The 25,046-nt window shown below is 43.9% G+C and carries 26 protein-coding genes; 12 read left to right on the plus strand and 14 right to left on the minus strand.

All coding sequences use genetic code 11. The annotated features are described in order from the left end of the window. Positions 1-138: 138 nt before the first annotated feature. The 3 genes from NWE91_08820 to NWE91_08830 all read right to left on the minus strand — a co-directional run bounded on the left by NWE91_08820 (position 139) and on the right by NWE91_08830 (position 2,027). Positions 139-738 (minus strand): hypothetical protein, encoded by a 600-nt coding sequence (locus tag NWE91_08820; GenBank protein MCW3986489.1) that lies wholly within the window; start codon positions 736-738, stop codon positions 139-141. A 330-nt stretch (positions 739-1,068) separates the two neighbouring features. Next, a complete protein-coding gene (locus NWE91_08825) occupies positions 1,069-1,545 on the minus strand; it encodes an Lrp/AsnC family transcriptional regulator (GenBank protein MCW3986490.1) in 477 nt (158 codons plus the stop codon). Positions 1,546-1,550: 5 nt separating this feature from the next. Further along, positions 1,551-2,027 (minus strand): Lrp/AsnC family transcriptional regulator, encoded by a 477-nt coding sequence (locus tag NWE91_08830; protein ID MCW3986491.1) that lies wholly within the window; start codon positions 2,025-2,027, stop codon positions 1,551-1,553. 220 nt (positions 2,028-2,247) lie between these two features. Between NWE91_08830 and NWE91_08835 the strand changes: the two genes are divergently transcribed. The 6 genes from NWE91_08835 to NWE91_08860 all read left to right on the plus strand — a co-directional run bounded on the left by NWE91_08835 (position 2,248) and on the right by NWE91_08860 (position 7,774). Continuing rightward, positions 2,248-2,583: a hypothetical protein gene (locus NWE91_08835; protein ID MCW3986492.1), complete on the plus strand. Its 336-nt coding sequence runs from the start codon at positions 2,248-2,250 to the stop codon at positions 2,581-2,583. Positions 2,584-2,644: 61 nt separating this feature from the next. Beyond that, positions 2,645-3,127: an NADH-quinone oxidoreductase subunit NuoE gene (nuoE, locus tag NWE91_08840; GenBank protein ID MCW3986493.1), complete on the plus strand. Its 483-nt coding sequence runs from the start codon at positions 2,645-2,647 to the stop codon at positions 3,125-3,127. After that, entirely contained in the window at positions 3,114-4,967 is a 1,854-nt protein-coding gene (locus NWE91_08845) for a 4Fe-4S binding protein (GenBank protein ID MCW3986494.1), read from the plus strand. Before nuoE ends, NWE91_08845 begins: the two co-directional genes overlap by 14 nt. An 11-nt stretch (positions 4,968-4,978) precedes the next feature. Next, on the plus strand, positions 4,979-5,653 hold the full coding sequence (locus tag NWE91_08850) for a 2Fe-2S iron-sulfur cluster-binding protein (protein ID MCW3986495.1): 675 nt from the start codon (positions 4,979-4,981) through the stop codon (positions 5,651-5,653). 1 nt (position 5,654) lies between these two features. Continuing rightward, positions 5,655-7,226, plus strand: coding sequence for an FMN-binding glutamate synthase family protein (locus tag NWE91_08855; protein MCW3986496.1), 1,572 nt, complete (start codon positions 5,655-5,657; stop codon positions 7,224-7,226). A gap of 80 nt (positions 7,227-7,306) precedes the next feature. Further along, positions 7,307-7,774 carry a pyridoxamine 5'-phosphate oxidase family protein gene (locus NWE91_08860; GenBank protein MCW3986497.1) on the plus strand — a complete coding sequence of 156 codons (468 nt, stop codon included), beginning with the start codon at positions 7,307-7,309 and terminating at the stop codon, positions 7,772-7,774. Positions 7,775-7,999: 225 nt separating this feature from the next. Here the strand turns inward: NWE91_08860 and NWE91_08865 are convergent, their stop codons facing one another. The 4 genes from NWE91_08865 to NWE91_08880 form a co-directional block, all read right to left on the minus strand. Further along, positions 8,000-8,188: a hypothetical protein gene (locus NWE91_08865; protein MCW3986498.1), complete on the minus strand. Its 189-nt coding sequence runs from the start codon at positions 8,186-8,188 to the stop codon at positions 8,000-8,002. A 210-nt stretch (positions 8,189-8,398) separates the two neighbouring features. Beyond that, positions 8,399-8,647: a hypothetical protein gene (locus NWE91_08870; protein MCW3986499.1), complete on the minus strand. Its 249-nt coding sequence runs from the start codon at positions 8,645-8,647 to the stop codon at positions 8,399-8,401. Between the two features lie 24 nt (positions 8,648-8,671). Continuing rightward, on the minus strand, positions 8,672-9,643 hold the full coding sequence (locus NWE91_08875; GenBank protein MCW3986500.1) for a calcium/sodium antiporter: 972 nt from the start codon (positions 9,641-9,643) through the stop codon (positions 8,672-8,674). Between the two features lie 500 nt (positions 9,644-10,143). Then, positions 10,144-11,283 (minus strand): acyl-CoA dehydrogenase family protein, encoded by a 1,140-nt coding sequence (locus tag NWE91_08880; GenBank protein ID MCW3986501.1) that lies wholly within the window; start codon positions 11,281-11,283, stop codon positions 10,144-10,146. 96 nt (positions 11,284-11,379) lie between these two features. Here NWE91_08880 and NWE91_08885 point away from each other — a divergent pair, with 96 nt between their 5' ends. Continuing rightward, positions 11,380-11,643 carry a translation elongation factor-like protein gene (locus tag NWE91_08885; protein MCW3986502.1) on the plus strand — a complete coding sequence of 88 codons (264 nt, stop codon included), beginning with the start codon at positions 11,380-11,382 and terminating at the stop codon, positions 11,641-11,643. 62 nt (positions 11,644-11,705) lie between these two features. Here NWE91_08885 and gyaR read toward each other — a convergent pair whose 3' ends face one another. Further along, positions 11,706-12,707: a glyoxylate reductase gene (gyaR, locus tag NWE91_08890; GenBank protein MCW3986503.1), complete on the minus strand. Its 1,002-nt coding sequence runs from the start codon at positions 12,705-12,707 to the stop codon at positions 11,706-11,708. An 87-nt stretch (positions 12,708-12,794) separates the two neighbouring features. On the opposite strand from gyaR, the gene NWE91_08895 reads away from it, so the two are divergent. Beyond that, complete coding sequence (locus tag NWE91_08895) at positions 12,795-14,177, plus strand: glycerate kinase (protein ID MCW3986504.1); 1,383 nt, start codon at positions 12,795-12,797, stop codon at positions 14,175-14,177. Positions 14,178-14,184: 7 nt separating this feature from the next. On the opposite strand, the gene NWE91_08900 is transcribed toward NWE91_08895, so the two are convergent. The 3 genes from NWE91_08900 to NWE91_08910 form a co-directional block, all read right to left on the minus strand. Next, positions 14,185-14,739, minus strand: coding sequence for a biotin/lipoyl-binding protein (locus NWE91_08900; protein MCW3986505.1), 555 nt, complete (start codon positions 14,737-14,739; stop codon positions 14,185-14,187). 2 nt (positions 14,740-14,741) lie between these two features. Further along, positions 14,742-16,286 (minus strand): oxaloacetate decarboxylase subunit alpha, encoded by a 1,545-nt coding sequence (locus NWE91_08905; protein MCW3986506.1) that lies wholly within the window; start codon positions 16,284-16,286, stop codon positions 14,742-14,744. Between the two features lie 347 nt (positions 16,287-16,633). Next, positions 16,634-18,157: a methylmalonyl-CoA carboxyltransferase gene (locus NWE91_08910; GenBank protein ID MCW3986507.1), complete on the minus strand. Its 1,524-nt coding sequence runs from the start codon at positions 18,155-18,157 to the stop codon at positions 16,634-16,636. Between the two features lie 155 nt (positions 18,158-18,312). On the opposite strand from NWE91_08910, the gene cysS reads away from it, so the two are divergent. Next, positions 18,313-19,731, plus strand: coding sequence for a cysteine--tRNA ligase (cysS, locus tag NWE91_08915; protein MCW3986508.1), 1,419 nt, complete (start codon positions 18,313-18,315; stop codon positions 19,729-19,731). Here the strand turns inward: cysS and NWE91_08920 are convergent. Next, positions 19,728-20,519 carry a biotin--[acetyl-CoA-carboxylase] ligase gene (locus NWE91_08920; GenBank protein ID MCW3986509.1) on the minus strand — a complete coding sequence of 264 codons (792 nt, stop codon included), beginning with the start codon at positions 20,517-20,519 and terminating at the stop codon, positions 19,728-19,730. The two genes, cysS and NWE91_08920, sit on opposite strands and share 4 nt — an antisense overlap. Positions 20,520-20,526: 7 nt before the next feature. Further along, the gene (gene mce / locus NWE91_08925) at positions 20,527-20,925 is read right to left on the minus strand and encodes a methylmalonyl-CoA epimerase (protein ID MCW3986510.1); all 399 of its coding nucleotides are present in this window, start codon (positions 20,923-20,925) and stop codon (positions 20,527-20,529) included. 175 nt (positions 20,926-21,100) lie between these two features. Here mce and glmM point away from each other — a divergent pair, with 175 nt between their 5' ends. The 3 genes from glmM (at position 21,101) to NWE91_08940 (ending at position 24,235) form a co-directional block, all read left to right on the plus strand. Beyond that, a complete protein-coding gene (gene glmM / locus NWE91_08930) occupies positions 21,101-22,465 on the plus strand; it encodes a phosphoglucosamine mutase (GenBank protein ID MCW3986511.1) in 1,365 nt (454 codons plus the stop codon). Then, positions 22,462-23,736 carry a sugar phosphate nucleotidyltransferase gene (locus NWE91_08935; protein ID MCW3986512.1) on the plus strand — a complete coding sequence of 425 codons (1,275 nt, stop codon included), beginning with the start codon at positions 22,462-22,464 and terminating at the stop codon, positions 23,734-23,736. The genes glmM and NWE91_08935 overlap by 4 nt, the downstream gene beginning before the upstream one ends. A 76-nt stretch (positions 23,737-23,812) precedes the next feature. Continuing rightward, positions 23,813-24,235 (plus strand): Lsm family RNA-binding protein, encoded by a 423-nt coding sequence (locus NWE91_08940; protein ID MCW3986513.1) that lies wholly within the window; start codon positions 23,813-23,815, stop codon positions 24,233-24,235. Here the strand turns inward: NWE91_08940 and NWE91_08945 are convergent. Continuing rightward, complete coding sequence (locus NWE91_08945) at positions 24,232-24,984, minus strand: PAC2 family protein (protein ID MCW3986514.1); 753 nt, start codon at positions 24,982-24,984, stop codon at positions 24,232-24,234. The two genes, NWE91_08940 and NWE91_08945, sit on opposite strands and share 4 nt — an antisense overlap. Between the last annotated feature and the right edge of the window lie 62 nt (positions 24,985-25,046).

The following is a 25,046-nucleotide window of genomic DNA, read 5'->3' on the forward strand; positions in this document are numbered from 1 at the left end:
CTGTTAGAAGAAAGCTCATCAAAAAACATCAACTTAAGGCGATTAGGCACTTTTGTTTGCTACAAGTCGTACATGTTGTCCCCACATTTGTGGGCCCAAAATTTGGGTGACTTGAAGGCGATTTGGTCGGTAGAAAGGTTAAATGGCGCTCAGTAGAAGAACTATGGCTACTGTGACTATTCCAGCGGCAACCGTCTGGGCGCCGTATAACAAAATGTTCGCCTTCGCGATTCTCCCCAGATAAAGGCCTAAAGAAAACAATGTGATTAAGGTGAGAATGACCGAGACCATGTAAGCTTCCCAGATGAGAAATGTTCCAGTCAACGCGAGAATGAAGGGGACAAGAGAAATCACCCCCGTCAAAATAGGTGATGAACCATCAATAAATGCGGCATACACAGAAACAAAGTTAGAAGCATCATTGTGTATTGAGCCGCTGAGATCGGTGAGCATGGCAGCCTCGAGCGTTTTAAGCTGTCTCTGTCTCTCAGCTTTTTCGGTCATGTAGGCGCCGAAAAGGCCGGATATCCCCATAGCTAGACATGCCCCTAACCCTGCGGTGACGATTATTTCAGGCTTTGTGACTCCCACGCTCCAAGAGCCTATAATAATGCCCAGCATGGTCATTGAGCCGTCAAAACCGTTCTTGATAAAGTATCTTCTGGCAATAGGGGTCATTTGCGTAATCTGTAGATACTGTCTAGTTCTCCGGAAGAAAGTTTTAACGCGTTCTATCATGCGTCAACCACGTTGAGAAGACGGTGCTTTCATCTTCCGCACTCATTTGCATTATAGCAGTACGTTTAGCTTAATATAAATTTTCACATGTCTCTAATCGCAGGTTCGCGCGCATTTCAATTTGATAGGATTCCATTCCTAAATATTTGTCAGAAACGCGCGCGCAGATCATACGCACGTGTATTGCGCATACCACTTCATTGTCACACTGAGACGACTAACATTTCTGTGATGACCCTGCGGATTTGCGGAATAAAATATCCCTCTCTCTTGCGAAGGATTTCACCTAAAACAATCAGTTGCATGCATGCATTACGAAACGTATGCACCCTAAACTATGAAGTATTTGGGGCAAAGGGAAGATTTCTCGACCCAAAAGGAAACCTGAATGTCCTTCACGCCTGGTATTCGTGCGATTTCATGGGTCATGTGCATCAGATGCTCAAAATCCATTGCCACTCCGATAGCTAACAAGTCATGATCCCCGACAGTTTTTGTGGCTAGAATTATGTTTGGCATTGAAATCAGTTTGTCCAGAATCAGTGATGAATCGACTGGATTAGCCTCGTTTCCTAATATATGTAGGGATAATGCATCAATAAGAAATGCAGCCATACAATGATACCCAACTTTCTTCGGATTGATTACTACTGTGGATCCTCGAATTACACCTTTCTCTTGTAGTTTTTGATACCTGTTTATCACCGTGTCAGGAGATATTTTGAGTTCCTCAGCAATTTTTCGGAAAGACATGCGAGCATTCTTCGTCAGTTTCTCGATTATGTGTAGGTCAATTTCATCCATCATAATCACTACTTTCTGAGATGTTTAAATTCGAAATTTTCAGGGCATAGTAATATTTCGTCAACCCAGATGCTAGTAGTTACATTTCTAACCAGAGGGTGCCCCTTTATTAGATCCTTTATTTGGCTGAGCTTGCCAATGTTCTTAAGAACTGCGATGCAAAAGATGTCTTCTCTGCCTATAGAAGTAGTGAAGAAGACAATTTCCGGGATAGTTTGGATTAGTTCAACAACTTCGTTGAGACGTGGATAGCTTACGTCTACACCTATGCTCGCAACGCAGTCATATCCGAAGCTTTTGGGATTCAATAGTATGGTTGTTCCCCTGATAATTCCCGCTTCTTTCATTTTTCTAAATCTCTTGCTTATCGTATCAGTTGAGACACTGCAATTCTTTGCGATGTCAACGAAATTATGACGCGCGTCTCTCTGAAGAGCCCTAAGAATATTTACATCAATCTCATCAACTTGTGTCCCACGAGTCATGAAAATATCCCTTTTTCAGAAAGGTTGCGCTTAGAGCTTATAAATTATACTATTCTTGACGAAAAATCTTACGGTGTCGAGTGCAACGCCTATGGCTGAGGGTTGCCCCACACTTCCGCCACTTTATGCCTCTAATATCTTAATATGTCGAGAATCGTGCTTCTCTTTCAGACAAAAGGAATAAATATCAGGCAAATATTCTTAGAATGTGTGATGTTGGTTGCAGATAACAGAAATCATCAAGGAGATTGAAGACAGAAGGAAAACAGGAGAGTTGAGCAGGAAAAGGGTTGCTTGTGCTCACTGTGGAACCACGTGGGTTGAGCTAGTTGGATTGATCGTTGGACAAAAAGAGGGGGTCGAGGATCTTTGTCTTCGAATTGGTATGGAATCCGATAATTGTCAAACTTGTAGATACAGACCTCTGGAATGTCGAGAATGTGGCTCAAAAGATGTCTATGAAATAATGTCTGCTGAGGGAGCTTGTGAAGAAGTGCCACTAAGCTTCAAGGGCATAAAAAAAGTTACCAGAAACTCAGATGCCAAGACTTCATGAAAAACCTCACTCTGGTGACATGGAGAGTAGATGATTGACCTGCCGGGAGTTATGAAGTTTGATGGAAAATGTTTCTGAACACAGTAAAGTCGACAAGATTATTGAAGGTTATTCTCGTGAAAAGTCAGCATTGATTGCTGTATTGCAAGAGATTGAAAATTCGTATGGTTATCTTCCGGCTTGGACGTTGAGACAAGTATCCGAGAAACTTGAAGTTCCTCTGATCCAAGTCTACGGCGTCGCTTCCTTCTACGATGCATTTCACCTGACACCCCGTGGCAAATACCTCATTCGTGTTTGTCTTGGAACGGCATGCTACTTGAGAGGCTCAACTCGGGTTCTTGAGGCTTTAGAAAGAGAGTTGAACATAAAAGATGGCGAGACAACGCCTGACCTAGAGTTTAGTATTCAATCAGTCCGGTGTCTTGGTGCATGCGCGTTAGCGCCCGTTATGATCATTGATGAGCGCTACTTCGACAAGATGACCCCGACGAAAATCAATAGTGTGTTGAAACGGGTACAGGAAAAAAATGAAAACAGTTAGAACTCACCAAGAGCTTGTAGCTCTGCGAAACTCTTTGCTGGAAAACAGAGATCCGAATAAGCCTTGTGTAAGAGTATGCGTCAGTACGGGGTGCCGAGCACGTGGTAGCTTAGATGTTCTCGAGGCTTTTCGGGACGAGGCCATGAAGCAAGGCTCTGGGATCGATGTGGATGTCAAGCAAACAGGGTGTCATGGCTTCTGCGAAAGAGGTCCTGTGGTTGTAATAGGGCCCAAAGAAATTTTCTACCAAGGAGTAAAGCCAAGTGATGTTCCTGAAGTCGTTTCGAAAACACTGCACAACGGGGAGGTCGTTGACAGGCTTTTGTATGTAAATCCTGCAACGCACCAAAAAGTTCTTTGTGAAACTGAAGTGCCTTTCTACAAAATGCAGACAAGACGAATTCTTGCTAACAACGGACGAATTGACCCCACAAACATACTTGATTACATCGCTGTTGGAGGTTATCAGGCTCTCGCGAAAGCTATTACAGCAATGTCTTGTGGGAAAATTATTGATACTGTCGAAAAATCTGGGTTACGCGGTCTCGGCGGCGGAGGTTTCCCCACTGGACGAAAATGGAGATCGTGCCGAGAAGCTGAGGGGGACATTAAATTCGTGATCGGAAATGGTGATGAAGGTGATCCTGGAGCCTTCAGTGACAGAAGCCTCATGGAAGCGAATCCCCACAGCATTCTGGAAGGCATGATCATAGGAGCCTACGCCATAGGAGCGAATCAAGGTTACCTTTATGTTCGTACCGAGTATCCCCTAGCATTGAAGCACCTTCAGATAGCAATAGACCAAGCAAAAGAATACGGGTTTTTGGGAAACAGCATATTTGGTTCTAGGTTCGACCTAGTCATCAAGATAATCCGCGGTGGGGGCGCATTCGTATGTGGCGAATCTTCTGCATTAGTCGCTTCCATAGAAGGCAAAGTGGGTGAGCCAAGAGCAAAATACATCCATACAGTTGAGCGGGGTTTATGGAGCAAACCGACTAATCTGAATAACGTTAAGACATGGGCCTGCGTCCCTTTAATTATCAATAATGGCGCGGATTGGTATGCAAAAATAGGAACCGAGAAATGTAAAGGAACAGCAATCTTCTCTCTCGTTGGAAAAGTAAACAACACAGGCCTCATTGAAGTGCCAATGGGAACCCCACTTAAGCAGATCATTTACGATATAGGTGGAGGGATACTTGAAGGCAAGAAGTTTAAAGCTGTTCAAACAGGTGGCCCTTCCGGTGGATGTATACCTGAAGAACTGCTCGACCTCCCAGTAGATTTTGACAAGTTAACCGAAGCTGGCTCAATGATGGGATCTGGCGGTATGATCGTTATGGATGAAGCCACATGTATGGTTGACGTGGCGCGGTATTTCCTCGACTTCTTACAGTACGAATCTTGCGGCAAATGTGTTCCCTGCCGCGAAGGAGTCAAAAGGATGCTTGAGATCGTAACCGACATAACCGCAGGTCGTGCCAAGAAAGAAAATTTGGAACTTCTTCAAGAGTTGGCAGAGATGGTTAAGGATTTTTCTCTTTGTGGTCTTGGTCGAACATCTCCAAACACTGTCCTGTCAACTTTGAAATATTTCCAAGATGAATATCAAACTCACGTGAAAGACAAAAAGTGCACTGCAGGCATTTGCAAAGACCTTATTGAGTATTTCATTCTTGAAGACAAATGCACAGGATGTGGTGCCTGTTTGAAACTCTGTCCTCAACAGGCCATACAAGGCGAACCAAAGAATCCCTACACCATAGACCCCAGCAAATGCATTAGATGTGGCATCTGCCGAGATGCTTGCCCATTTGAAGCGATAATGGTGAAGTAGGAAGTAATTAGATGGTAACCCTCACAATTGACGGAGTAAAAGTTCAAGCAGAAGAAGGTTCCACTATACTTGAAGTCGCTAGATTCTACGGGTTCAACATCCCAACCTTATGCTACCACGATGAGTTGACTCCCTACGGCGCCTGTCGTTTATGTATGGTAGAGGTTGACGACGGAAGAAGAACGAGACTAGTGACCTCTTGCCTATACCCTGCTAAGGAAGGAATAAGAGTAAAAACGCACTCGCAGAGAGTGATAAAGGGGCGGAAGCTAATATTAGAATTGTTAATTGCCAGATGCCCCAACTCAAAGACCCTGCAAGACTTAGCCTCCAAGATAGGATTGGAGCAAGTCAGATTCAAGATGGAAAGCAAAGACTGCATCCTATGCGGGTTATGCGTAAGGATGTGCGCTGAACAGATGGGAAGCGGAGCAATAGGTTTTGTGGGCAGAGGGCAAAAAAGAGAAGTAGTTACCCCCTTCCGTATGTCCAGCGAAATATGCCGTAACTGCGGAGCCTGCATGTATATTTGCCCTGTAGTAGAACTGCAGTGCCGAGGCGTAAAATCTCCAGGAGAACTCTGCAACTCCTGTCTTGTCATAACCCCGCAATGTGTAGAAAAGTATGACCAAGTCATGTGTACTCTAGACTCATGTGGAGCCTGTGTACAAAAGGAGGAAAAATAGTATGACCTTTTCAAAACCAAATAGAAGCCCAGCAACTCTAACTAAAAATAGAACCGATCCATGTCCCGTCAGCGGGCTTTGCGTCACTTGCATAGATGGATGCCCAGGCCCATGCGAAGTTGCCAAATCCGCCATAAGAGGTAGCGAAGTCATTTACCCAGCGCCTTTCGGCATAATAACCACTGGATCCCAAAAGAACTATCCCGTAAACCTTTCGCACTTCAACATCATGGGAACAACCGTAGGAGCCATTGGCATTGAAGCCGACAGTGACAAAGCCATATTTCCCAACGTTGACCTGGAAACCAAAATAGGTCAAGGCGAAGGTATAAAATTAAAGGTTCCATGGTTCACCTGTGCCCTTGGATCGACAAAAATCGCCAAAGATAACTGGAAAGAATTGGCTATTGGCGCAGCAATCTCAGGAACAATGCAAGTAATAGGGGAAAATGTATGTGGCATGGATGTTGACTCAAAATTCAACAATGGAAAAGTAATTCATTCTCCGGAATTGGAATGGAGAGTGAAAACCTACAAGGAGTGGAGAGAAGAAGGCTACGGTGCCATTGTTGTTCAATCCAACGTAGAAGATACAAAGCTCGGCGTTCTTGAATATGCAATGTCAGATTTAGAAGTGGACGCTGTTGAACTAAAGTGGGGCCAAGGAGCCAAAGATATTGGCGGCGAAGTTAAAATCAGAGATCTAGGCAAGGCGCAGCTTCTAAAGAAAAGAGGATACATAGTTATCCCCAATCCTGAGAATCCTGACATTATTGAAGCATTCAAGAAAAAACACTTTAAAGAATTCGAAAGGCACTCTCGAGTTGGCATGGTTACAGAAGAAGCTTTTGTGAGCAGAGTGAAAGAACTCAGAAGCTTAGGTGTTAAATATATTTTTCTAAAGACAGGGGCTTACCGACCAGCGGACGTGGCAAGAGCTGTAAAATTCTCGTCCAAGGCTAAGATCGACCTACTTACCGTTGACGGTGCAGGTGGCGGAACTGGAATGAGTCCTTGGCGTATGATGAATGAGTGGGGAATACCCAGCGTAGAGATCTGGTCATTAACGTATCAATATATAGATAGACTAGCTAAGAGAGGAGACTACGTACCTAGCGTAGCCTTCGCCGGAGGCATTACTATGGAAGACCACATCTTTAAAGCACTGACGCTAGGTGCACCATACGTCAAAGCAATAGGCATGGCAAGAGCCCCCCTTACCGCAGCTATGATAGGCAAAAATGTTGGTGGTAGAATCAATGAAGACAATCTTCCAGTCTACTATGCAAGATATGGCAACACCATCGATGCGATCTTTGTCGAAGCAACTAGGTTGAAAAGCAAGTTTAGAGAAAAATTCAAGAGCTTACCTACAGGAGCAATTGGCCTCTACACCTACAATCAAAGGTTGATCCACGGACTTAAACAGTTGATGTGTGGAGCCCGAAAATTCGCGCTTCAGTATATCACGCGAGATGACATCGCTGCCTTAACTCCTGAAGCTGTAAGGATATCTGGGATTAATTACATTATGGATGCGGATAAGGAAGAGGTCGAGAAAATCTTAAGCTAAATGTGCAACGGTATCTGCATGAATGGAGATACGACGTAGCTCATAGTAGTAGATGAATAGAGCAATAATGAGAGAAGCAGATGAGAGAACTAGATTTTGAGAAACTGAGAGAAGAAAAGATCAAATTCTTAGAAAGCCATCACACAATAATAATGGCTACATCACACGATAACAAAGTTACAGCAAGAACCGTTACTTATGCCACTGAAGGACTCGATTTCTACTTCATGTCTTGGAATCACCATGAGAAGATACTTCAAATAAAAGAAAACTCGAATGTCGCATTAGCAAGAGACAACATAAGCATAAAAGGCGTTGCAGAAATCTTAGGAAAACCATTAGACGAAAAGAGCAAGAAAGGGGCAGAAGTTACCAAGAAAAAGCATCCAAAAGAATTTGAAATCTTTTGTCGCATTCCGGGAATGATTATGGCAAAAGTAACACCTACATACATCAAATCTTGGGTGCGAATTGACGGCAACTTCTTCATAGAACATCTAGATCTGGACAACAAAGTAGCATATTTAGAGAAACCTAACAAAAATTAGGTTCATTTTTTCTGTTCTGTAGAACGCAGGTCAAAAAATCGCGCGCGTCTTTCTCTGTTGGTCACCAGTAAGCGTCGGGTTTTGGTAAAGGTTGATATTTAGACGCTCTTGTTATTCATCTTTTTCTTCTCTTAGGAAGTTTGAATGTGTAAAGTCCCTCTGGGCTCATTGGTTTTCAGCTGTGTCACTCGAGGCTAGTGCCATTTGCTACCGCTACTTAACCTATCATTCAGAACGCCGAACTTCAACTTCTCCGTGGTTCACCGCCCACCTTGTGCAAGTCAACAACAACAGACACAACACTGCAGAAAGAATAGAGCCTACAAGCCTTCCTTCGAAAACCATGAAGACAGCGAATCCATAGGCAACGCAAGCAAACATCCAAAGATGTGTGACAGTAAGTTTCTTTTTCACTTGAGCCCTCCTCGCGAGGAATTTGAAAGAGCTAATGCTAAGAGAAAAGCAAGTAGGTAGATAATGCATAGAATGACGATGCATAGGAAAAGCAAGGTGTAGTCGAGGAATCCAATAATCAGATGGTTATAGGCTAAGAGCACCAAGGAGAGCGATGTTATTACGGAAATAGCAACTACATCCGACCCTTCCAACAATCTTATCATGTTTCTATCTAACCGCCCGTTTAAGCCACCTTAGACTCCAAATCTTAGTTGTCTTGTCGAACTCGACTTTATCTAAATTCCTCAGTAACAGCAGATACCTAACGATTCTTCTCCTGTCATAGTTGGTTGTCGTGCCGCCCTCACAAAATTTCATTCGATATGTCAGTTCAAAACAGGTTAGTCCTCCGTGTTGCTCCAGCAATCTTAATATCGTGTTCATCAATAGTTGCTTTGTTTTATCGGTCTTTATCAAGACGTCTCTCTTCCTCCTCTCTATCTAACCTCCCATGAAAAACGTCAGTTTCAACAACACATAAGACACGTAAACGAGTATGAGCACCAGCGCCTCCTTCCTTTCAAGTCTCATATTCCTCAAAAACAAACCTATCACAAGAAAAGCTACCAAGAACATGAAAGGTGTGTCGAACAATAACAGCACAGGCTCAACTGTAAACCCGGAGATCATGGCACCAGCGCCCAAGGAGAAAAGAATGTCGCAGATGTTGCTCCCAATCATGTCGCCCACCGCTATGCCTGCTGCGCCCCTTCGCAGGGCTGTTATGTCAAGTGTCAGTTCTGGCAAGCCTGTGCCCAAGCCAACTATCAACAGCCCTGCAACAGAAGGGGGGACGTGCCATAACTCAGCGAGTTGAACACTTCCTTCAACAACAAATTCTGCAGCCAAAATGAGAATACCCATCCCAATGAGGATCATCAAGAGGTCTTTGACGCGGTGCATTTCTGGTTTTTCTTTTTCTACTTTAGGGGTTGATTTGGAAGGTGCCTCTTGCTTGACGAGGTAAATGAAGTATAGCAGATAAGCGAGTGTGACAACAACTCCTTCCAGAGGAGTTATTTTCAAGTCCAAGGCGACTAAAGAAAAGAGAATTATGGACAGAATTAGCATGGTTCCCTCCCTCTTCAGTTCCCGTTTGGTTATGGACATCAATCCGGCAAGCCCTACGATGCCCATAATTATAGTAAGTTGATTAAGGTAAGAGCCGATTTTGTTGCCGACCACGATACCAGAAACCGCAGACATTTCAGCACCCGCAAGTATGTCTATGGCTCCTACTACGCTGACCGCTATTTCTGGCAAAGAGGTTCCTATGGCTACTATCGTTAACCCTATGAACAGATGAGAGAGTCCGAAGTGGCGTGCTATGTTCTCAAAACCTCTTACCGCCAGTTGCGAACCCAAAAAAAGACCCACTAAACCAAGCATCAAAAGGATGAGTGGGAGTATCATGTACGTTAAACCATCTTGCCAAGCGTTTGAATGTATATCTCAAAACATTGATTTAAATATTTATATCAGTAATAAAAATTAAATAGTGTGTTTGCAAATTTGAAGATTAGAAAAAACTGTAGCTAGGACAAGCTTCGCAACAATAGTGCTGCCTAATTTGACAAAAAAGGGAAGATACAGGAAAAGAACCTAATCCTGTTTGATGAGGTCTCACCACCCTGTGGCGCGCTCTGATATAAAATACAAGAGTCAAGATTCTTTCTTTTCTTTCATAAGCCAGCTTGCCAAGACTATTTTGTTTGTGTTGTAATACTTCTCAGCGGAAACAATCCCTCTTTTAGCTAACCTAAAAAGTATCCTATGAGTCCTCACTCGAGACAGGCCAGAATTGTTCCAACCCTTTTTCCCTTTTTACACACACATGTAAACTGGAGTATACCCAGTAGAGTATTTTGCTCTCGCGTACATAAGAAAAAATTCGTGCTTACATCTATTCCCAGCTATTGTGAGTTCCGCGCTATTATTATGCGCATTATTTCGCTTGTTCCACCCGCCGCAATTGTTTCTAGAGAGTCTAGCAGATAACGTATCGCTTTAAACTCAGGTAATGTTCCATAAGCTCCGTGAATTTGAACTGCGTTAACAGCAGTTTTTCTGGCAACTTCAGCCGTGTAAAGCTTCGCTCTCGCAATCTCTTTTGCAATTTCTCTACCTGCTTTTCCGTGATCCAAGAGCCACGCCGCATAATAAGCCAACCATCTTGCAGCCTCAATTTCAACATCCATGTCTGCAAGCATAAACTGAATAGTTTGAAGCTGAAAAATCGGGTTCCCGTACAATTGTCTTTCCATAGCAAATTGTAACGCTGTCTCGTAAGCAGCTTCTGCAATTCCTAAGGCTACACCTGCGTTGCCTATTCTGCCAATTTCAGAAATTGATGCAAGTGCGGCTTTCAGCCCATCCCCTTCTCTGCCAATAAGATTCTCTTTAGGAATTCGGCAATCTTTAAAAAACAATTCAGTAATTTCCATGCTTTGAAAACCCATATGCTTCTCTCTTGTTCCACACTTGAAGCCCGGTGTTCCTTTCTCAACCACAAAAACGCTGAGGCTTCCCGATTTATGCCCCGTTTTGGCAATGAAAACACAACTGTCTGCTACGCCTCCGTTTGTGACGAAGCACTTGCTTCCGTTAATCACGTATTCATTTCCGTCGCCTTTGGCTACGGTTCTAATTGCTGTGGGATCTGAACCCCCTGTGGGTTCAGTGACTGCCATGCACATGATTTCTTCTCCCTTGACCACGGGCGGAATATATCTGAGTTTTTGTTCATCACTTCCGAAGCGGAGTATTGTCCAGAGACCCATGGGTGTTGCTTGAAGAAACAGTCCCATAGAAGGGTGAACACGCGAAATCTCTTCTATAGCTATTACACGCGCTAGGTGCCCCATAGGTGAGCCGCCGTATTTTTCAGGAATTACGATTCCTATGAGCCCTAGATTCGCCATTTTCTCAATAATGTCACGCGGGAACTCGCCTTTATCCTCGATTTCAGAAGCTTTTGGCGCAAGTTCTCTTTCAGCAAAGCTGCGTATTGTTTTTCTGAGTATTTCCTGTTCTTGATTGAGGCTGAAGTCCATGTTAATCTCTCCGCATGTTTGATAGGGAAGGTTTGGTAAGTTATATTTAGCTGTGGCTATTCTGTTATATTGTCTGCTTTGTTAGGTGGAAGAGAGTTGGGTGAACACGAGATTAAGGAGGTTGGCATTGTGACTCATTACTTCACGAAAATAAGCGTAGCTGTTGTCGAGTTGAGCGACACGCTTTCTGTGGGGGACCGTATTCTCATAAAGGGTATGACAACGGAGGTTGAACAAACCGTCAATTCGATGCAAATAGAGCATGAAAGCGTGGAAAAAGCTGAGGCAGGGCAAAGTTTCGGATTGAAAGTTGATGACCGTGTGAGAGAAGGTGACACGGTCTACAAAGTACTCCAATAAAACCTCATTTTCTTTTTTCTCATTGATAATCGAAAGAACGTGATAAGAAGAGGTGTGTTAGGCTATTTTGGGCCAGGCTTTTTGATTCCCACAACGTCTTTGTTCACGAGGTTTGGAGGAACTCTGCTTTCAAAAAAGGCTACTAGGTTCTCAGCCACCATTTCTGACATTCTTGACCGCGTCTCAAAGCTAGCGCTGGATATGTGGGGTGCCACAATTACATTCTCAAGTGTTAACAACGGATTACTCTGTGGTGTGGGTTCTTGCTCAAAAACGTCTAAGCCAGCACTGGCAATCCATCCTTCCTTCAGGGCCTCATAAAGTGCTTTTTCGTCAACGACTGGCCCTCTTGCGTTGTTAATTAGGATGGCTGTCTTCTTCATTAGTCTGAGTTTTTTCTCGTCTATTAGGTGGTATGTGGCTTTGAGTAGCGGGACGTTGATTGTTACAAAGTCTGCTTTTTGTAGCAGCGTGTCGATTTCTGCGTACTCTATTTTTAGCTCTTTTTCAAGGTCTTGTCTGCGAATCACATCGTAATAGAGAACTTTCATGTCGAACCCTCTCGCTCTTTTTGCGATGGATGAGCCGATTCTTCCCAAGCCGATGATTCCTAAAGTTGCGCCATAAACATCTCTACCTTGAAGCATAGCAGGATGCCACCCAACTTTCCACTTTCCAGCACGAACATATCTATCAGCTTCGGCAACTCTTCTCGCTGCGGCCATTAGAAGCGCCCAAGCGAAGTCCGCGGTGGTCTCGGTTAACACGCCAGGAGTATTGGTAACATAGATTCCTCGTTTTGTAGCTTCTTTTACGTCGATGTTGTCAAATCCTACAGCAAGTTGAGAAACGATTCTAAGGTTAGGTGCTGCGTCAAACACTTCTGCGTCTATCTTGTCTGACAACAGTGTGGCTAACGCGTCAACTTTAGCGGCTTTTTCAGTAATCACTTCTTTTGGCGGCGGAGCGTATTCAGGCCAAACCTCCGCGTCAAATCGTTCTTTTATTATGTGTAATCCTCTTTCTGGCAATTCTCTGGTAACGTATACTTTAGGTTTCTGCATTATCAAATGCCTCAATGTTTCTTCAAATAGCACGGTCAAATTTATTACGTTTACTGACTAGAGCATATAAACGCTGGCGAAAGAGCTATGGTAATAATCAAGAACAAAAAGGCTCTCATAGAAAACGCGAAATCCAAGCTTGACAGAAAAGCTCGAAAACTGGCTCTAGAAGCTTTAGAAGCAGCGTTGGAAGCGGCAGACCCCAAAGAGATAATCAAGTCAAAGGTCACGGTGAAAGGCAGCACGTTAAGAATCGGTCAGCACAGATTTGGTTTACAAAAGTTTCATCGCATCTATGTTGTTGGTGGTGGAAAGGCAAGTGGAAAGATGGCTGAGGCCCTAGAGTCAGTTCTTGGAAATCGAATATCAAGCGGAATCGTTAACGTTCCCCACAACAGTGGCCCCTATAAAACTCGCAGAATCAAGTTTCAAGAGGCTAGCCATCCGATTCCTGACGATGCGGGAATGAAAGGTGCAGAAAAAATGTTGAATCTTGTCCGCCAAGCTGAGAAAAACGATTTAATCATTTGCTTAATTTCAGGGGGTGGGTCGAGTTTGATGCCGTTGCCCCGCGGTGAAATAACTCTAAATGACAAACGGCAGGTTACCGAGGCGTTGTTGAAGTCTGGCGCCACAATAAATGAGGTTAACACCATGCGGAAGCATATTTCAGCTTTTAAAGGGGGTTGGCTGGCAAAAAAGGCATATCCCGCCACAATTGTCAACCTCATATTATCAGACGTAATAGGCGATCCTTTAGATTTCATCGCATCGGGTCCAACCGTTCCTGACTCGACCACTTTTGCCGACGCGATAGAAATCATGAGACGGTACAAGCTATGGGCGAACGTGCCACAATCCGTTAGAATCGTGCTTGTTGAGGGGCAGAAAGATTTGATCGCGGAAACACCGAAGAAAGGAGACAAGGTGTTTAGGAAAGTCTACAACATTGTTGTTGGAAACAATCGCTCGGCAACTTTAGCTGTCTGCAACAAGATTCAAAAGATGGGTTTACGTTCGCTCCTTCTCACGGCTTCTCTTGAAGGCGAAGCAAGGCATGTGGGAACAGTATTAGCCTCTATAGCAAAAGAGGTTGGGGCTTCTGGACATCCGTTACCTAAACCTTGTGGAATTGTTGCTGGCGGAGAAACAACGGTTACTGTTGTTGGAGACGGGAAGGGCGGGAGAAACCAAGAAATTGCGTTAAGTGCAGCCTTGAGTATTTCGGACATGAATGGAGTTGTTGTTGCTTCCTTCAGTACCGATGGCATAGAGGGACTAACAGAAGCAGCAGGCGCCTTAGCAGACGGAAAAACCATAATCCGCTCTCAAGAACAAGGGTTGAATGCTAAAAACTTTCTTGCAAACAATGACTCCTTCAATTTCTTCTCAAAACTGGACGACCTCATTTTCACAGGTCTTACAAGAACCAACGTCAATGACATTTCAGTCATTATATCAATAAAATAACCAGCAGCTATTTTATTATGATCAAGATTTCTCCGTCGTTTACTGGAGTTCCTTCTGCAACATTTACTTCCTGAACCTTCCCAGTCTTTGTAGCCGTGATTTCGTTTTCCATTTTCATTGCCTCAAGAATGCAAACTACATCGCCAGCTTTTACAACATCGCCTTTCTTTACCTTAACTGAGACAATTTTTCCAGCCATAGGGGACACCACAACACCTTCCTCAACAACTGTTCCTCGACGTCTTTCAGCTCTTGCCACGACTTGCACGGTAGGTGTTTGAGCAGCCATTCTCTTAGCAGGTTCCCTAAGTTGAGCCTTAAAAAGCGCGTTGTTAACTTTCAAAGTAAAAGGTGCACGTCTGTAAATTCTCTCCAGTTCAACCCGATACGTTTTCTCTCCAACATCGAGAGTAAAAGGCGAGGTGGCACCTGTTTCGCTTTTCTCTAATCTCAGTTCAACTGGCTTGTCGTTTACCTTTGCCTTAAACAGCTGTTCACCCTCTCTCTTGACAAGCTCCACTCTATATGTCCTGTTTTCAATCATTATGTTGTATTCGGGCACATTCAGCCACCTTGTCTGACTAATTTCTGTCTAGCTGACAAAACCCATGGTGAAAGTCTCCCCATTCCAGCTTTTCTGATGGGAATCACTGCTTTCACCTCATGAGTGCTTTTGAGAAATGCTGCGACTGCTACTGACAGCGCTGCAATTTCTTCTAGTTCCTGTTGTTCTGGAGTTAAAGCCACATCTTTTTCTTTTCTTTTTGCTTCCCTTTTTTTGAAGAATTCTGCCGCGACTTTTGGGAACAAAGCATAAGTCAGTTCGTCTTCCTCGCTTTGTATGTAGGGCTTAATCTTGTTGGATATTTTACCAAGTTCCGATTTAAGCAGGTCTGCTGGGCGGCATTTGATTGGTTTTTCATCGCCAATTATCTTTTTCTTTATCTTCTTATTTATCGGTGCGGGTGGTTTCCCGTAGAATCCTTTTACGTAATTTCTCACTTCTTTAGGCACGATCTTGTAGCGTTCACCCGATAAAACGTTAAAAACAGCTTGTGTCCCAACCAGTTGACTGGTAGGGGTAACAAGAGGCGGATATCCCAGCTCTTCTCGAACATGTGGAACCTCCTTTAAAACCATGTCAAGCTCGTCGAGGGCGTTTTGTTCCTTTAACTGCGAAATTAGGTTGGAAAACATTCCTCCGGGAATCTGATGCTTTAGAATAGACGTGTCTACTCTTTCGGCTAAGGGGCTAATCAAGCGGAGGGGGTCGTAATATTTTTCTCGCAAACCACGAAAGTATTCAGCGATCTCGACTAATAACTCCATGTCAAGCCCTGTATCATACTCAGTATCTTTTAATCCAGCTACTATGCTTTCAACGGGTGGTTGTGACGTGCCCCCCGCTAAAGGCGAGAAAGCGGCATCTAAAATGTCGGCTCCAGCTTGGCAAGCACGTAAGTAGGTCATCATAACCGTGCCGCTAGTGCTGTGGCAGTGCATGTGAACTGGCAAGCCGACTTCCTTCTTCAACGCTGAAACAAGTTCGTAGACTTTTTGGGGCATGAGCATACCCGCCATGTCTTTGACGCATATTGAGTCGCAGTCAAGCTCGGCTAAACACTTAGCTACTTTCAAGTAGTAATCTGTTGTATGGACGGGACTTATAGTATAACACAATGAGCCTTGAGCGTGGGCGCCGACTTTTTTCACGGTTTTTATAGCGATTTCTAGGTTGCGAGTGTCGTTTAAGGCGTCGAAGATGCGGAATATGTCTATGCCGTTCTCTGCAGCTTTTTCCACAAATTTAATTAGAACGTCGTCGGGGTAGTTTCGGTAGCCAACCAAATTTTGTCCCCGTAAAAGCATCTGCAGGGGCGTTTTTTGAACGTGTTTCTTCAGTGTACGAAGGCGTTCCCACGGGTCTTCGTTTAAGTAGCGGATGCTGACGTCGAAGGTGGCGCCTCCCCAGACTTCGAGAGAAAAGAATCCCACTTGGTCTATTTTTTCGGCTATGGGAACCATGGATTCGGTTCTCATGCGAGTTGCCATTAAGGATTGATGGGCGTCTCTGAAGGTTGTGTCGGTTATTTTGACGGTTTTAGCCAAGAGAAATCCCGCTTGAATGGTGTTGAAGATTAGTTACAATCCTAGGCTAATATTTTAACTTACTCTTTCGGCATAGGAAATTTCGAGATTAAATAAAAAAAGAAACGAAGTTTTGCCACATAGCCTTAAAGTTATAGCCTTGGTTCTAATCATAGTGCCATTTTTAGAGCTTGTATTAGGGATTGAGTTAATGCCAAACTTTTTTCTTGAAAAATCGGATAGAAACCTTCATATCAATTGATTAAATTTCAGAAGCGAAGAATAACCGAGCAAAGCGCGGTTATTCCAGAGAGTCAAGATTCTCACGGATAGACGTTGTAGGGCATTAGAAAGCAGCATTCGTATTTTCAAAGAGGAATGTTTGGATGTTTCTTAGGTGGTCGCGACTCACGCTTAGTGACCAGCATTTCTAGGGCACTGATGAGTTTAGGTCTCGTCTGTGATGGCTCTATGATGTCGTCAATATAGCCTTTCTCTGCGGCAATGTATGGGGTTGCAAATTTTTCACGGTACTCTTCTGTTAATTCTTTTTTCCTTTTCTCTGTATCCTTCGATTTTTTTATGTCTTTCCTGAAGATGATGTTGATTGCTCCTGCTGGACCCATGACAGCGATTTCTGCGGATGGCCAGGCGTAGTTTATGTCTGCGCCGGAGTGCTTGCTACCCATGACGTCGTATGCCCCTCCGTATGCTTTGCGGATTATGACGGTGATTTTTGGTACCGTGGCTTCGCAGTAGGCGAAGAGTAGTTTTGCGCCGTGGCGTATTATTCCGCTATGTTCTTGGTCTATGCCTGGTAGAAAGCCGGGGACATCTTCGAAGGTGATGATGGGAATGTTGAAGGCGTCGCAGAACCGTATGAATCTTGCTGCTTTTGTTGAAGATTTTACGTCTAAGGTGCCCGCGAAGTATTTTGGCTGGTTTGCCACGATTCCTATTGAACGTCCATTCAATCTTGCAAAGCCTACTACTATGTTTGGCGCCCAAAGAGGCTGAACTTCCAAGAATTCCCCGTTGTCCACGACTGTGGCTATTATTTCTTTCGTGTCGTATGGCTTGTCTGGGTCGTCTGGCACAATTTCCTCTAAACTCTCGTCAGTGCGGTTTGGGTTATCGCCAGTTTCTTCAATAGGGGGGTCTTCCATGTTGTTGGAAGGCAGGTAGCTGAGAAGTCTTCTAATGAGTTCGATGCATTCCTGTTCGTTGTCAGCCATGAAATGACAAACGCCGCTCGTCTGCATGTGGGTCAAGGCGCCACCCAATTCTTCAAAGTCAACTTCTTGCCCTAAGACTGTCTTGATGACCTCTGGTCCAGTAATAAACATGTGACTTGTATCTTTCACCATGATGATAAAATCGGTCATGGCTGGCGAGTAAACTGCTCCGCCTGCACAAGGACCCATAACAGCAGAAATTTGGGGAATGACACCCGAAGCTATCACGTTTCTGAAGAATATGTCGCCGTAGCCTGCAAGGCTTGCAACTCCTTCTTGGATTCTTGCCCCGCCGCTGTCATTCAATCCTATGATTGGCGCGCCTGTTTTCATCGCTAAGTCCATTAACTTGCACATCTTTTTAGCAAACATTTCTCCTAGGGAGCCACCGAACACTGTGAAATCTTGGGAAAAAACGTAGACTAGCCGCCCGTTGATTGTCCCGTATCCCGTTACCACGCCGTCTCCAGGAATTTTTCTTTCAGCCATTCCAAAATCAGTGCATTGGTGAACGATAAAAGGGTCAAGTTCTACGAAGCTGCCGGGATCTAAAAGCAAGTCAATTCTCTCTCTTGCAGTAAGCTTACCTTGCTTATGTTGCTTTTCTATCCGTTTTTTTCCGCCTCCAAGCTTCGCCCTTTCCCGCAGCTTACGCATTCGCTGAATCTTCTCTTTCACTGTAGGTTCACGAGTCGACAAACTAGTTCACCAAGGAATTGCTACATTGTTCCCTTCAGATATATATTTGCTTCACCAAGCGAACACAGAAAAACATAACTTTCGGAACCCATTTGAAGATATGGCGACACTTGATGCTGCGATTCTACAACACAATGACCCGAAAAAAAGAGGTGTTCAAGCCTATCGAAGAGGGCAAAGTTCGCATGTATTCATGCGGGCTAACCGTGTACGATTATGCACACATAGGTAATCTTAGGGCATACGTGTTTGTGGATTTGCTGAGACGTTGGCTGGAACATCGAGGCTTCGACGTGAAGCATGTGATGAACGTCACCGACGTAGATGACAAAACTATCCAAGGTATGCGAAGAGAAGGAGTATCTCTGGAAGAGTATACTCAGAAGTATATCGACGCGTTCTTTGAAGACTTGCAGATGTTGAACATTGAAAAACCCAAAGTTGTTCCAAGAGCCACCGAGCACATAGATGAAATGGTTAGATTGATTAGAATTTTGATGGAGAAAGGCTATGGCTATAGAGGCGAAGATAACTCAATCTACTATAAAATCTCCAAATTCAAAGATTATGGCAAACTGTCCAAGATGAAACTTAAAGAACTCAAAGCTGGAGCAAGGGTCAAAGTTGACGAATATGGCAAAGAGCAGGCGAGTGATTTTGCTCTTTGGAGAGCCTGGGATCTAGACAATGGCGATGTTTTTTGGGAAACAAAGCTGGGCAAAGGCAGACCGGGATGGCACATTGAATGCTCCGCCATGTCAACGAAATATTTGGGTGAAACCTTGGACATTCATACGGGTGGAGTTGACAACATGTTTCCCCACCACGAAAACGAAATTGCCCAAAGCGAAGCGGTAACTGGCAAAAAGTTTGTCAATTATTGGATGCATAACGAACACTTGCTTATTAAAGGTGAAAGAATGGGCAAATCTCTCAAGAACTTCTACACCCTGCGAGATTTGCTTTGCATGGGATACGATCCACTAGCTGTAAGATACTTGCTAATGTCAACTCACTACAGGAAACAGCTCCACTTTACTTTTGAGGGCTTGGAAGCAGCTAAAAACGCTTTGCAGCGACTCTACGATTTCTTGGAAAGACTTGAAGATATCAAAGACGGTGAGGGCCACGAAGAAATCAAAGAATCAATTGAAAAGGCGAGAAAAGATTTCGAAGACGCGATGGATGACGACTTGGACATAAACAAAGCTCTCGCAGCAGTATTCAACCTTGTAAAAGAGGTAAACATATTGATCGACCAGAGAAAGCTAAGTCAGGCGGGAGCGAAGCAAGTGAAAGATTTGATGTTGGACTTTGACAAAGTCCTAGGCGTCTTAAATGATTTTTGGAGTCGGAAAGAGGCGAAGTTGCCCGAAGAAGTCGAGGAGTTGATTAAGAAGAGAGAAGAGGCGAGGAATGCTAAGGACTGGGAAACCTCTGACGCCATTCGAGATAAACTGCGAAAAATGGGCATAATCATAGAGGACACACCTGAAGGCGTAAAATGGAAAAAAGAACGCAAAATTGGCTAAGGATGTTTTCTCACCATTACATCGCCCACCACAATTTTTTTCAAAGTGCCATCCTCAAGCCTAATGATAAGAGCACCATCTTCGTCCAAATCCCATGCCTTTCCCACAAAAACCTCGTTGGAATTGGTGACCTCCACTTGTTCACCGAGAAAGGCTGCCATGCTTTTCCATTCTTGCCGCAAGATATTCCATCGTCCCTGTTGCAGACGCTTGTAATGATGTTCAAAGTTTTGCAAGATGCTTCTTGTCAACGCCCTTCTTCTTATCCTGTAGCCCAACTCATGCTTCAAAGACGTTACTTTGCTCCGTAGACGGCTGGGGAACACTTCCAAGTCTATGTTCGCGTTTATTCCGATTCCCACAACCGCAAATTCAATCAAATTCTCTTTGACGCTTGTCTCGGTTAAAATTCCGCAGATTTTTTTACCATTAACAAGAACATCGTTTGGCCATTTGACCTCAATCTTCAACCCAAACATTTTCTTGATTGCTTTTGCAACAGCTGATGAAGCCATAAAAGTCAGCTTCAAAGCTTCTTTTGGAGTTATTCTGGGTCGCAATATTACTGAAAACCAGATTCCTCCCTTTGGAGAAATCCACCGTCTTCCAAGTCTGCCCTTTCCATATGTTTGTGTTTGGGCAAGAATCACTATCTTCTCTTCGCCGCTTTTTTTCGCGATTTCTTTAGCTATGTCGTTTGTGGAAGACACGTTGTCATAATAATAGATTTTGTAATCTAGGATTGTGTGTTGAATGTCGAGTGGTTCTGGGATGCGTTGGCTGGACATTTTGAATTTAGCGTTCACACAGCTCTATTAAGACGTTTCCAGTGCTTTTGGGATGTAGAAACGCTATCTTTCCTCCTTCGATACCGGTTCTAGGCTTCTCGTCAATCAAACCTATGCCTTTGGCCTTTAGTTGTTCAAGCATTTGTTCTATGTTGTTAACTCTTAACGCTATGTGATGTATTCCTTGACCTCGCTTTTCCAAGAATTCCGACACTGGACTTTCCTTGTCTAAGGGTTCTATCAACTCAATACTTGTTTCTCCAACAGCCAAGAAAGCTGCTTTAATCTTGTGTTGTTTAGTCTCTTTCAATTTGTTCAGTTTCAGTCCTAAGAGCCGTTCATAGATGGGTAAGACATCGTCCATCCTGTTCACAGCTATCCCAACATGGTCTAATCCAATGATCATGTTTTCACCTTTGCAGGAATTTGTGAGATGTGGAATATAAACAAGTTGAGTATACACGTGCGTGGTAAAAGCGACCGTCGACATTTTGGGCTTAGTAGAATAGTCCAGTCTAAGCGTCACGGACACACAAACACTATAAACCCCCGCGGCAAACACCAAGAAGCAGGGAAAACGCTTGGCAAAACTTTTTGGGACAAGCGGCATAAGAGGCAAGGCTAACATAACTATAACACCACATCTGGCTCTCCAAGTCGGACAAGCCTTGGCCACTAATACAAAAGCAAGAACGATCCTAACGGCTCACGACATGCGCACAACATCCCTCATGTTACAAAACGCATTAACAGCTGGCATAACAGCCTGCGGTGCCACCACTATACAACAAGGTATAATTCCAACACCAGTCTTGGCTTACCTTACAAAAAAAACGAAAGCCGACGCCGGGGTAATGATTACCGCTAGCCACAACCCTCCAGAATATAATGGTATCAAACTCTATAACCCTGATACAACAGCCTATAATGCAACCCAAGAAAACCAAATTGAAAAACTAATCGCCAAACAACAATTTGAACTAACAGCCTGGCAAAACATAGGCAAAACCATTACAATAGACGAAACCCAACAATACGTCGAGATGATAACGAAAAACGTCGTACTCAAAAAATCGTGGAAATTAGTCATAGACCCTGGCAACGGAGCTACCAGCCAACTTGCACCTCAAATGCTTCGTCAGTTAAACTGTAGCGTCATGGCCATTAACTCACAGCCAGATGGATATTTTCCGGGAAGAGGTGCCGAACCTAACGAAGAATCGCTGAAGCCACTGTGCAAGATTGTTAGAAACCTAAAGGCTGACTTGGGAATAGCGTATGACGGAGATGGAGACAGAATGGTAACGATAGATGAAAAAGGGCGTATGACACCGCTAGACCAGATTTTTGCCGCCTACGCTGCTTATGCAATAAAACAGCAAAAAAATAAGACAATAGTAACGCATGTAGAGGCTTCAATGTGTATCGAAAAGATGATCGAAGCGGAAGGTGGAAAAGTTGTTAGAACAAAGGTGGGCGATGTAAACATCGCAGAAGCTGTAAAACAACACAACGCGACTTTCGGAGGCGAGCCCTGTGGTGCATGGATACATCCGAATTACCACTACTGCCCAGATGGCATCCTCTCATCAATCCTACTGCTCCAAACTCTAGAAGAAGCAAATCAACCCCTATCCTACTTCATTTCCGAAACGCCGCGATATCCGTTGTTAAGACAGAATGTTGCATGCCCAAATTCTGTAAAACTCGCTGTAATGAAAAAAGTATACGAAGCCTTGCCTGCAGTCTTTTCCGGTGTCAAAGAGCAATTAAAAGTAGATGGATTCCGCTTAACCTTGAAACAAGGCTGGCTTCTGATAAGACCTTCAGGAACAGAACCCATGATGCGCATAACAGTGGAGACTGAAAACAGAAAAACGGCAGAAACAATTATGAAAAAAGCCATAAAACTTATGGGTAAGCTAGTCAAGGAGGCAACTCGATGAAGGCCGTAATTCTAGCTGCGGGAAAAGGAACACGTCTCCACCCACTTACCCTTACACGCCCTAAACACCTAGTCCCTGTCGGTGGAAAACCAATAATAGATCACGTGCTAACAACTCTGAAACACGCGGGAATAAACGAAATCGTTTTCATCGTTAACTACAGGGCAGAACACCTTCAACACTATTTAGGAGACGGATCAAAATACAAGATGAAATTCGAATATGCGGTTCAGAAACAGCTTAAGGGCACTGCAGACGCCACAAGCTTCGCTGAACCTTTCGTGAAAGAAAGCTTCCTCTTAACATACGGCGACTGGCTAACAACTTCCAACGCGATAAGTACAGTACTCCTGACGCATGAAAAAGAGAAGCCTGTGGCTACAATAGGGGTTGTCCCTGTTGAAAATCCTGAACACTACGGCATAGTAGAACTTGATAACACTTATGTCAAAAATATTGTAGAAAAGCCTCGCCGAAACGAAGCCCCAACTAACCTAGCAAACGCTGGCGTATATGTTCTTTCAACAGAAATCTTCGAAGCAATTAGGCATACAAAACCATCTCCAAGAGGAGAGCTAGAGATAACTGATTCTTTTTCGCTCTTTCTACAAGAAGAACGCAGGGTTGCAGCTGCGAAGCTTTCGAGCAACGAAATGTTTGATGTGGGGCTGCTTTGGGATTTGTTTGAAGCTAACCGTTGGGTCCTTGAAAAGGCAAAGTCAAAGATAGAGGGGCAAATTGAGGATGCAGTTCATTTAATAGGTCCTGCGGTTGTTGAAGAAGGTGCGAGAATCCGCTCTGGAGCATACATCGAAGGGCCAGTCTTCATAGGCAAGGACAGTGACATAGGACCAAACTGCTTCATACGCCCTTTCACTAGTATTGGCCAGAAAGTAAAAATCGGAAACGCATGTGAAATAAAGAATAGCATAATCATGGATGGAAATCATATTGGCCATCTATCCTACGTAGGCGATAGCATAATAGGCGAAAACTGCAACTTCGGAGCAGGAACCACAATCGCCAACTATCGTTTCGACGGCAAGTCAATAAAAATGAAGGTTAAAGACAAAGTTGTAGACACCGGGAGAAGAAAACTCGGCGTTATACTCGGCGACAACGTCAAAACCGGTATAAACACGTTGTTTATGCCTGGGGTGAAGGTGGGCAACAATTGCTGGATAGGCCCTGATGTCGTGTTGTATCGAGATGTGCCTTCAAACACTATAGTTACGCTAAAACAAGAACATGAACAACGCAAAAAGCTGTAAATAGGTTCTGAAATATCAAAATCCTAAAAAGGTGCAGAGTTATAATATCAACGCGGAATAAAGAAGGAAGAATACATTGTCAGCAGCTCAAAGAAGATTTTTCAACGAAGTAGCCACTTTACTTGACAAGAAAATCACAGTAGCAACCATCAACGGCAAATCCTATAGTGGGACTCTCATCGGAATAAACCCAGACAACATGAACCTCTGCTTATCAGAAGCAAAAGACGAAAAGGGTCAAACATTGCACAGAGTTGTAATAAATGGTAACGTTGTAGCCAAAATATTTGCAGTTGAAAAGCCCTTTGACTTGAAGGCCCTTGCAAAACGTTTGGAAAAAGTGTTTCCGACCATGGTTAGGCTTTACGAGGATAAGGGGTTCATCTGGGTAATGGAGAAAATCAAGATCACAGAGAAGGGTATTGCAGAGGGAACTGGACCAGCAGCTGAGCGTGTGCAGAAGGTGTATGAGCAGTTTCTAAGCGAAATGAAAGCTTAGATAACCCAGCGAAATTGACTTTCCTCTTTTTTTCTTTCTTTTATAGAACGTTCAAGTAAGCCAAAGTTTTCCAAAAGACCCCGTGTGACTTTCACAGTATCATCTAAATTGTCAAGGTTAACTTTCAAATCAAGCATGCTACAAAGTACATTTAGAACCTCATGAGTGGCAACACTATCTGGATAGAGCCCTAAAGTCTCAGCTAATAGACAAAAGCCGCGAAAACCTTTCAATCTCCCAATTCCTACCAGAAGCCCTGCAACTCCGAAAATTTGGCCTCTAATAATTTCGACACCTCTCTCTAACAGTTCACTCGCGGTTTCCTTGTCGGTGGCAGCGAAGTAAAGTTTTGGCTTTTCAACTTCCCGCGCTATTTTCAAGCCCCCCAGAGTTATCACGGAGCGGCAGCCGAGTTCTTCAGATACATTTAAGATACGTCCACAAAGCTCGTATTGCCCTGTTGTGGTCAATGCTTGTGTGTTCCCGTAAAGAATAATAAGATCACGTTCCCCCTCTTTCCCCTTGCAATAATACAGCTCATTAATGGGATAGCGGGTTTGTCCTTTTTCAGCAGTAACAGCAAAGTCTTGAAAGGAAGAGCAGCGGATTTCAGCAAAGAGGTTTGCCTTCAACTCCCGAATAAGATGTAAAGCAGCTATGTTAGCAACAAATCCAATGCCGGGTAAGCCCTCTATTAGGACAGGATCTCTTAGCTCCGGTTTTTCCCACGATGAAACGATGCATACCATGCTCTTTTCCTCTCCTAAACGAGTATAAAGAAATATAGTAGGGATATTAAAGCATGTTTTGG

The organism is Candidatus Bathyarchaeota archaeon (assembly GCA_026014805.1).
In the GTDB taxonomy this organism is placed as follows: domain Archaea; phylum Thermoproteota; class Bathyarchaeia; order Bathyarchaeales; family SOJC01; genus JAGLZW01.

Excerpts from the sequence above, each read along its gene's own strand:
- NWE91_08820 (MCW3986489.1), bottom strand. The coding sequence starts at position 738 with ATGATAGAACGCGTTAAAACTTTCTTCCGGAGAACTAGACAGTATCTA.
- NWE91_08825 (MCW3986490.1), bottom strand. The coding sequence starts at position 1,545 with ATGATGGATGAAATTGACCTACACATAATCGAGAAACTGACGAAGAAT.
- NWE91_08830 (MCW3986491.1), bottom strand. The coding sequence starts at position 2,027 with ATGACTCGTGGGACACAAGTTGATGAGATTGATGTAAATATTCTTAGG.
- nuoE (MCW3986493.1), top strand. The coding sequence starts at position 2,645 with ATGGAAAATGTTTCTGAACACAGTAAAGTCGACAAGATTATTGAAGGT.
- NWE91_08845 (MCW3986494.1), top strand. The coding sequence starts at position 3,114 with ATGAAAACAGTTAGAACTCACCAAGAGCTTGTAGCTCTGCGAAACTCT.
- NWE91_08850 (MCW3986495.1), top strand. The coding sequence starts at position 4,979 with ATGGTAACCCTCACAATTGACGGAGTAAAAGTTCAAGCAGAAGAAGGT.
- NWE91_08855 (MCW3986496.1), top strand. The coding sequence starts at position 5,655 with ATGACCTTTTCAAAACCAAATAGAAGCCCAGCAACTCTAACTAAAAAT.
- NWE91_08860 (MCW3986497.1), top strand. The coding sequence starts at position 7,307 with ATGAGAGAACTAGATTTTGAGAAACTGAGAGAAGAAAAGATCAAATTC.
- NWE91_08875 (MCW3986500.1), bottom strand. The coding sequence starts at position 9,643 with ATGATACTCCCACTCATCCTTTTGATGCTTGGTTTAGTGGGTCTTTTT.
- NWE91_08880 (MCW3986501.1), bottom strand. The coding sequence starts at position 11,283 with ATGGACTTCAGCCTCAATCAAGAACAGGAAATACTCAGAAAAACAATA.
- gyaR (MCW3986503.1), bottom strand. The coding sequence starts at position 12,707 with ATGCAGAAACCTAAAGTATACGTTACCAGAGAATTGCCAGAAAGAGGA.
- NWE91_08895 (MCW3986504.1), top strand. The coding sequence starts at position 12,795 with ATGGTAATAATCAAGAACAAAAAGGCTCTCATAGAAAACGCGAAATCC.
- NWE91_08910 (MCW3986507.1), bottom strand. The coding sequence starts at position 18,157 with ATGCGTAAGCTGCGGGAAAGGGCGAAGCTTGGAGGCGGAAAAAAACGG.
- cysS (MCW3986508.1), top strand. The coding sequence starts at position 18,313 with ATGCTGCGATTCTACAACACAATGACCCGAAAAAAAGAGGTGTTCAAG.
- NWE91_08920 (MCW3986509.1), bottom strand. The coding sequence starts at position 20,519 with ATGTCCAGCCAACGCATCCCAGAACCACTCGACATTCAACACACAATC.
- mce (MCW3986510.1), bottom strand. The coding sequence starts at position 20,925 with ATGATCATTGGATTAGACCATGTTGGGATAGCTGTGAACAGGATGGAC.
- NWE91_08935 (MCW3986512.1), top strand. The coding sequence starts at position 22,462 with ATGAAGGCCGTAATTCTAGCTGCGGGAAAAGGAACACGTCTCCACCCA.
- NWE91_08945 (MCW3986514.1), bottom strand. The coding sequence starts at position 24,984 with ATGGTATGCATCGTTTCATCGTGGGAAAAACCGGAGCTAAGAGATCCT.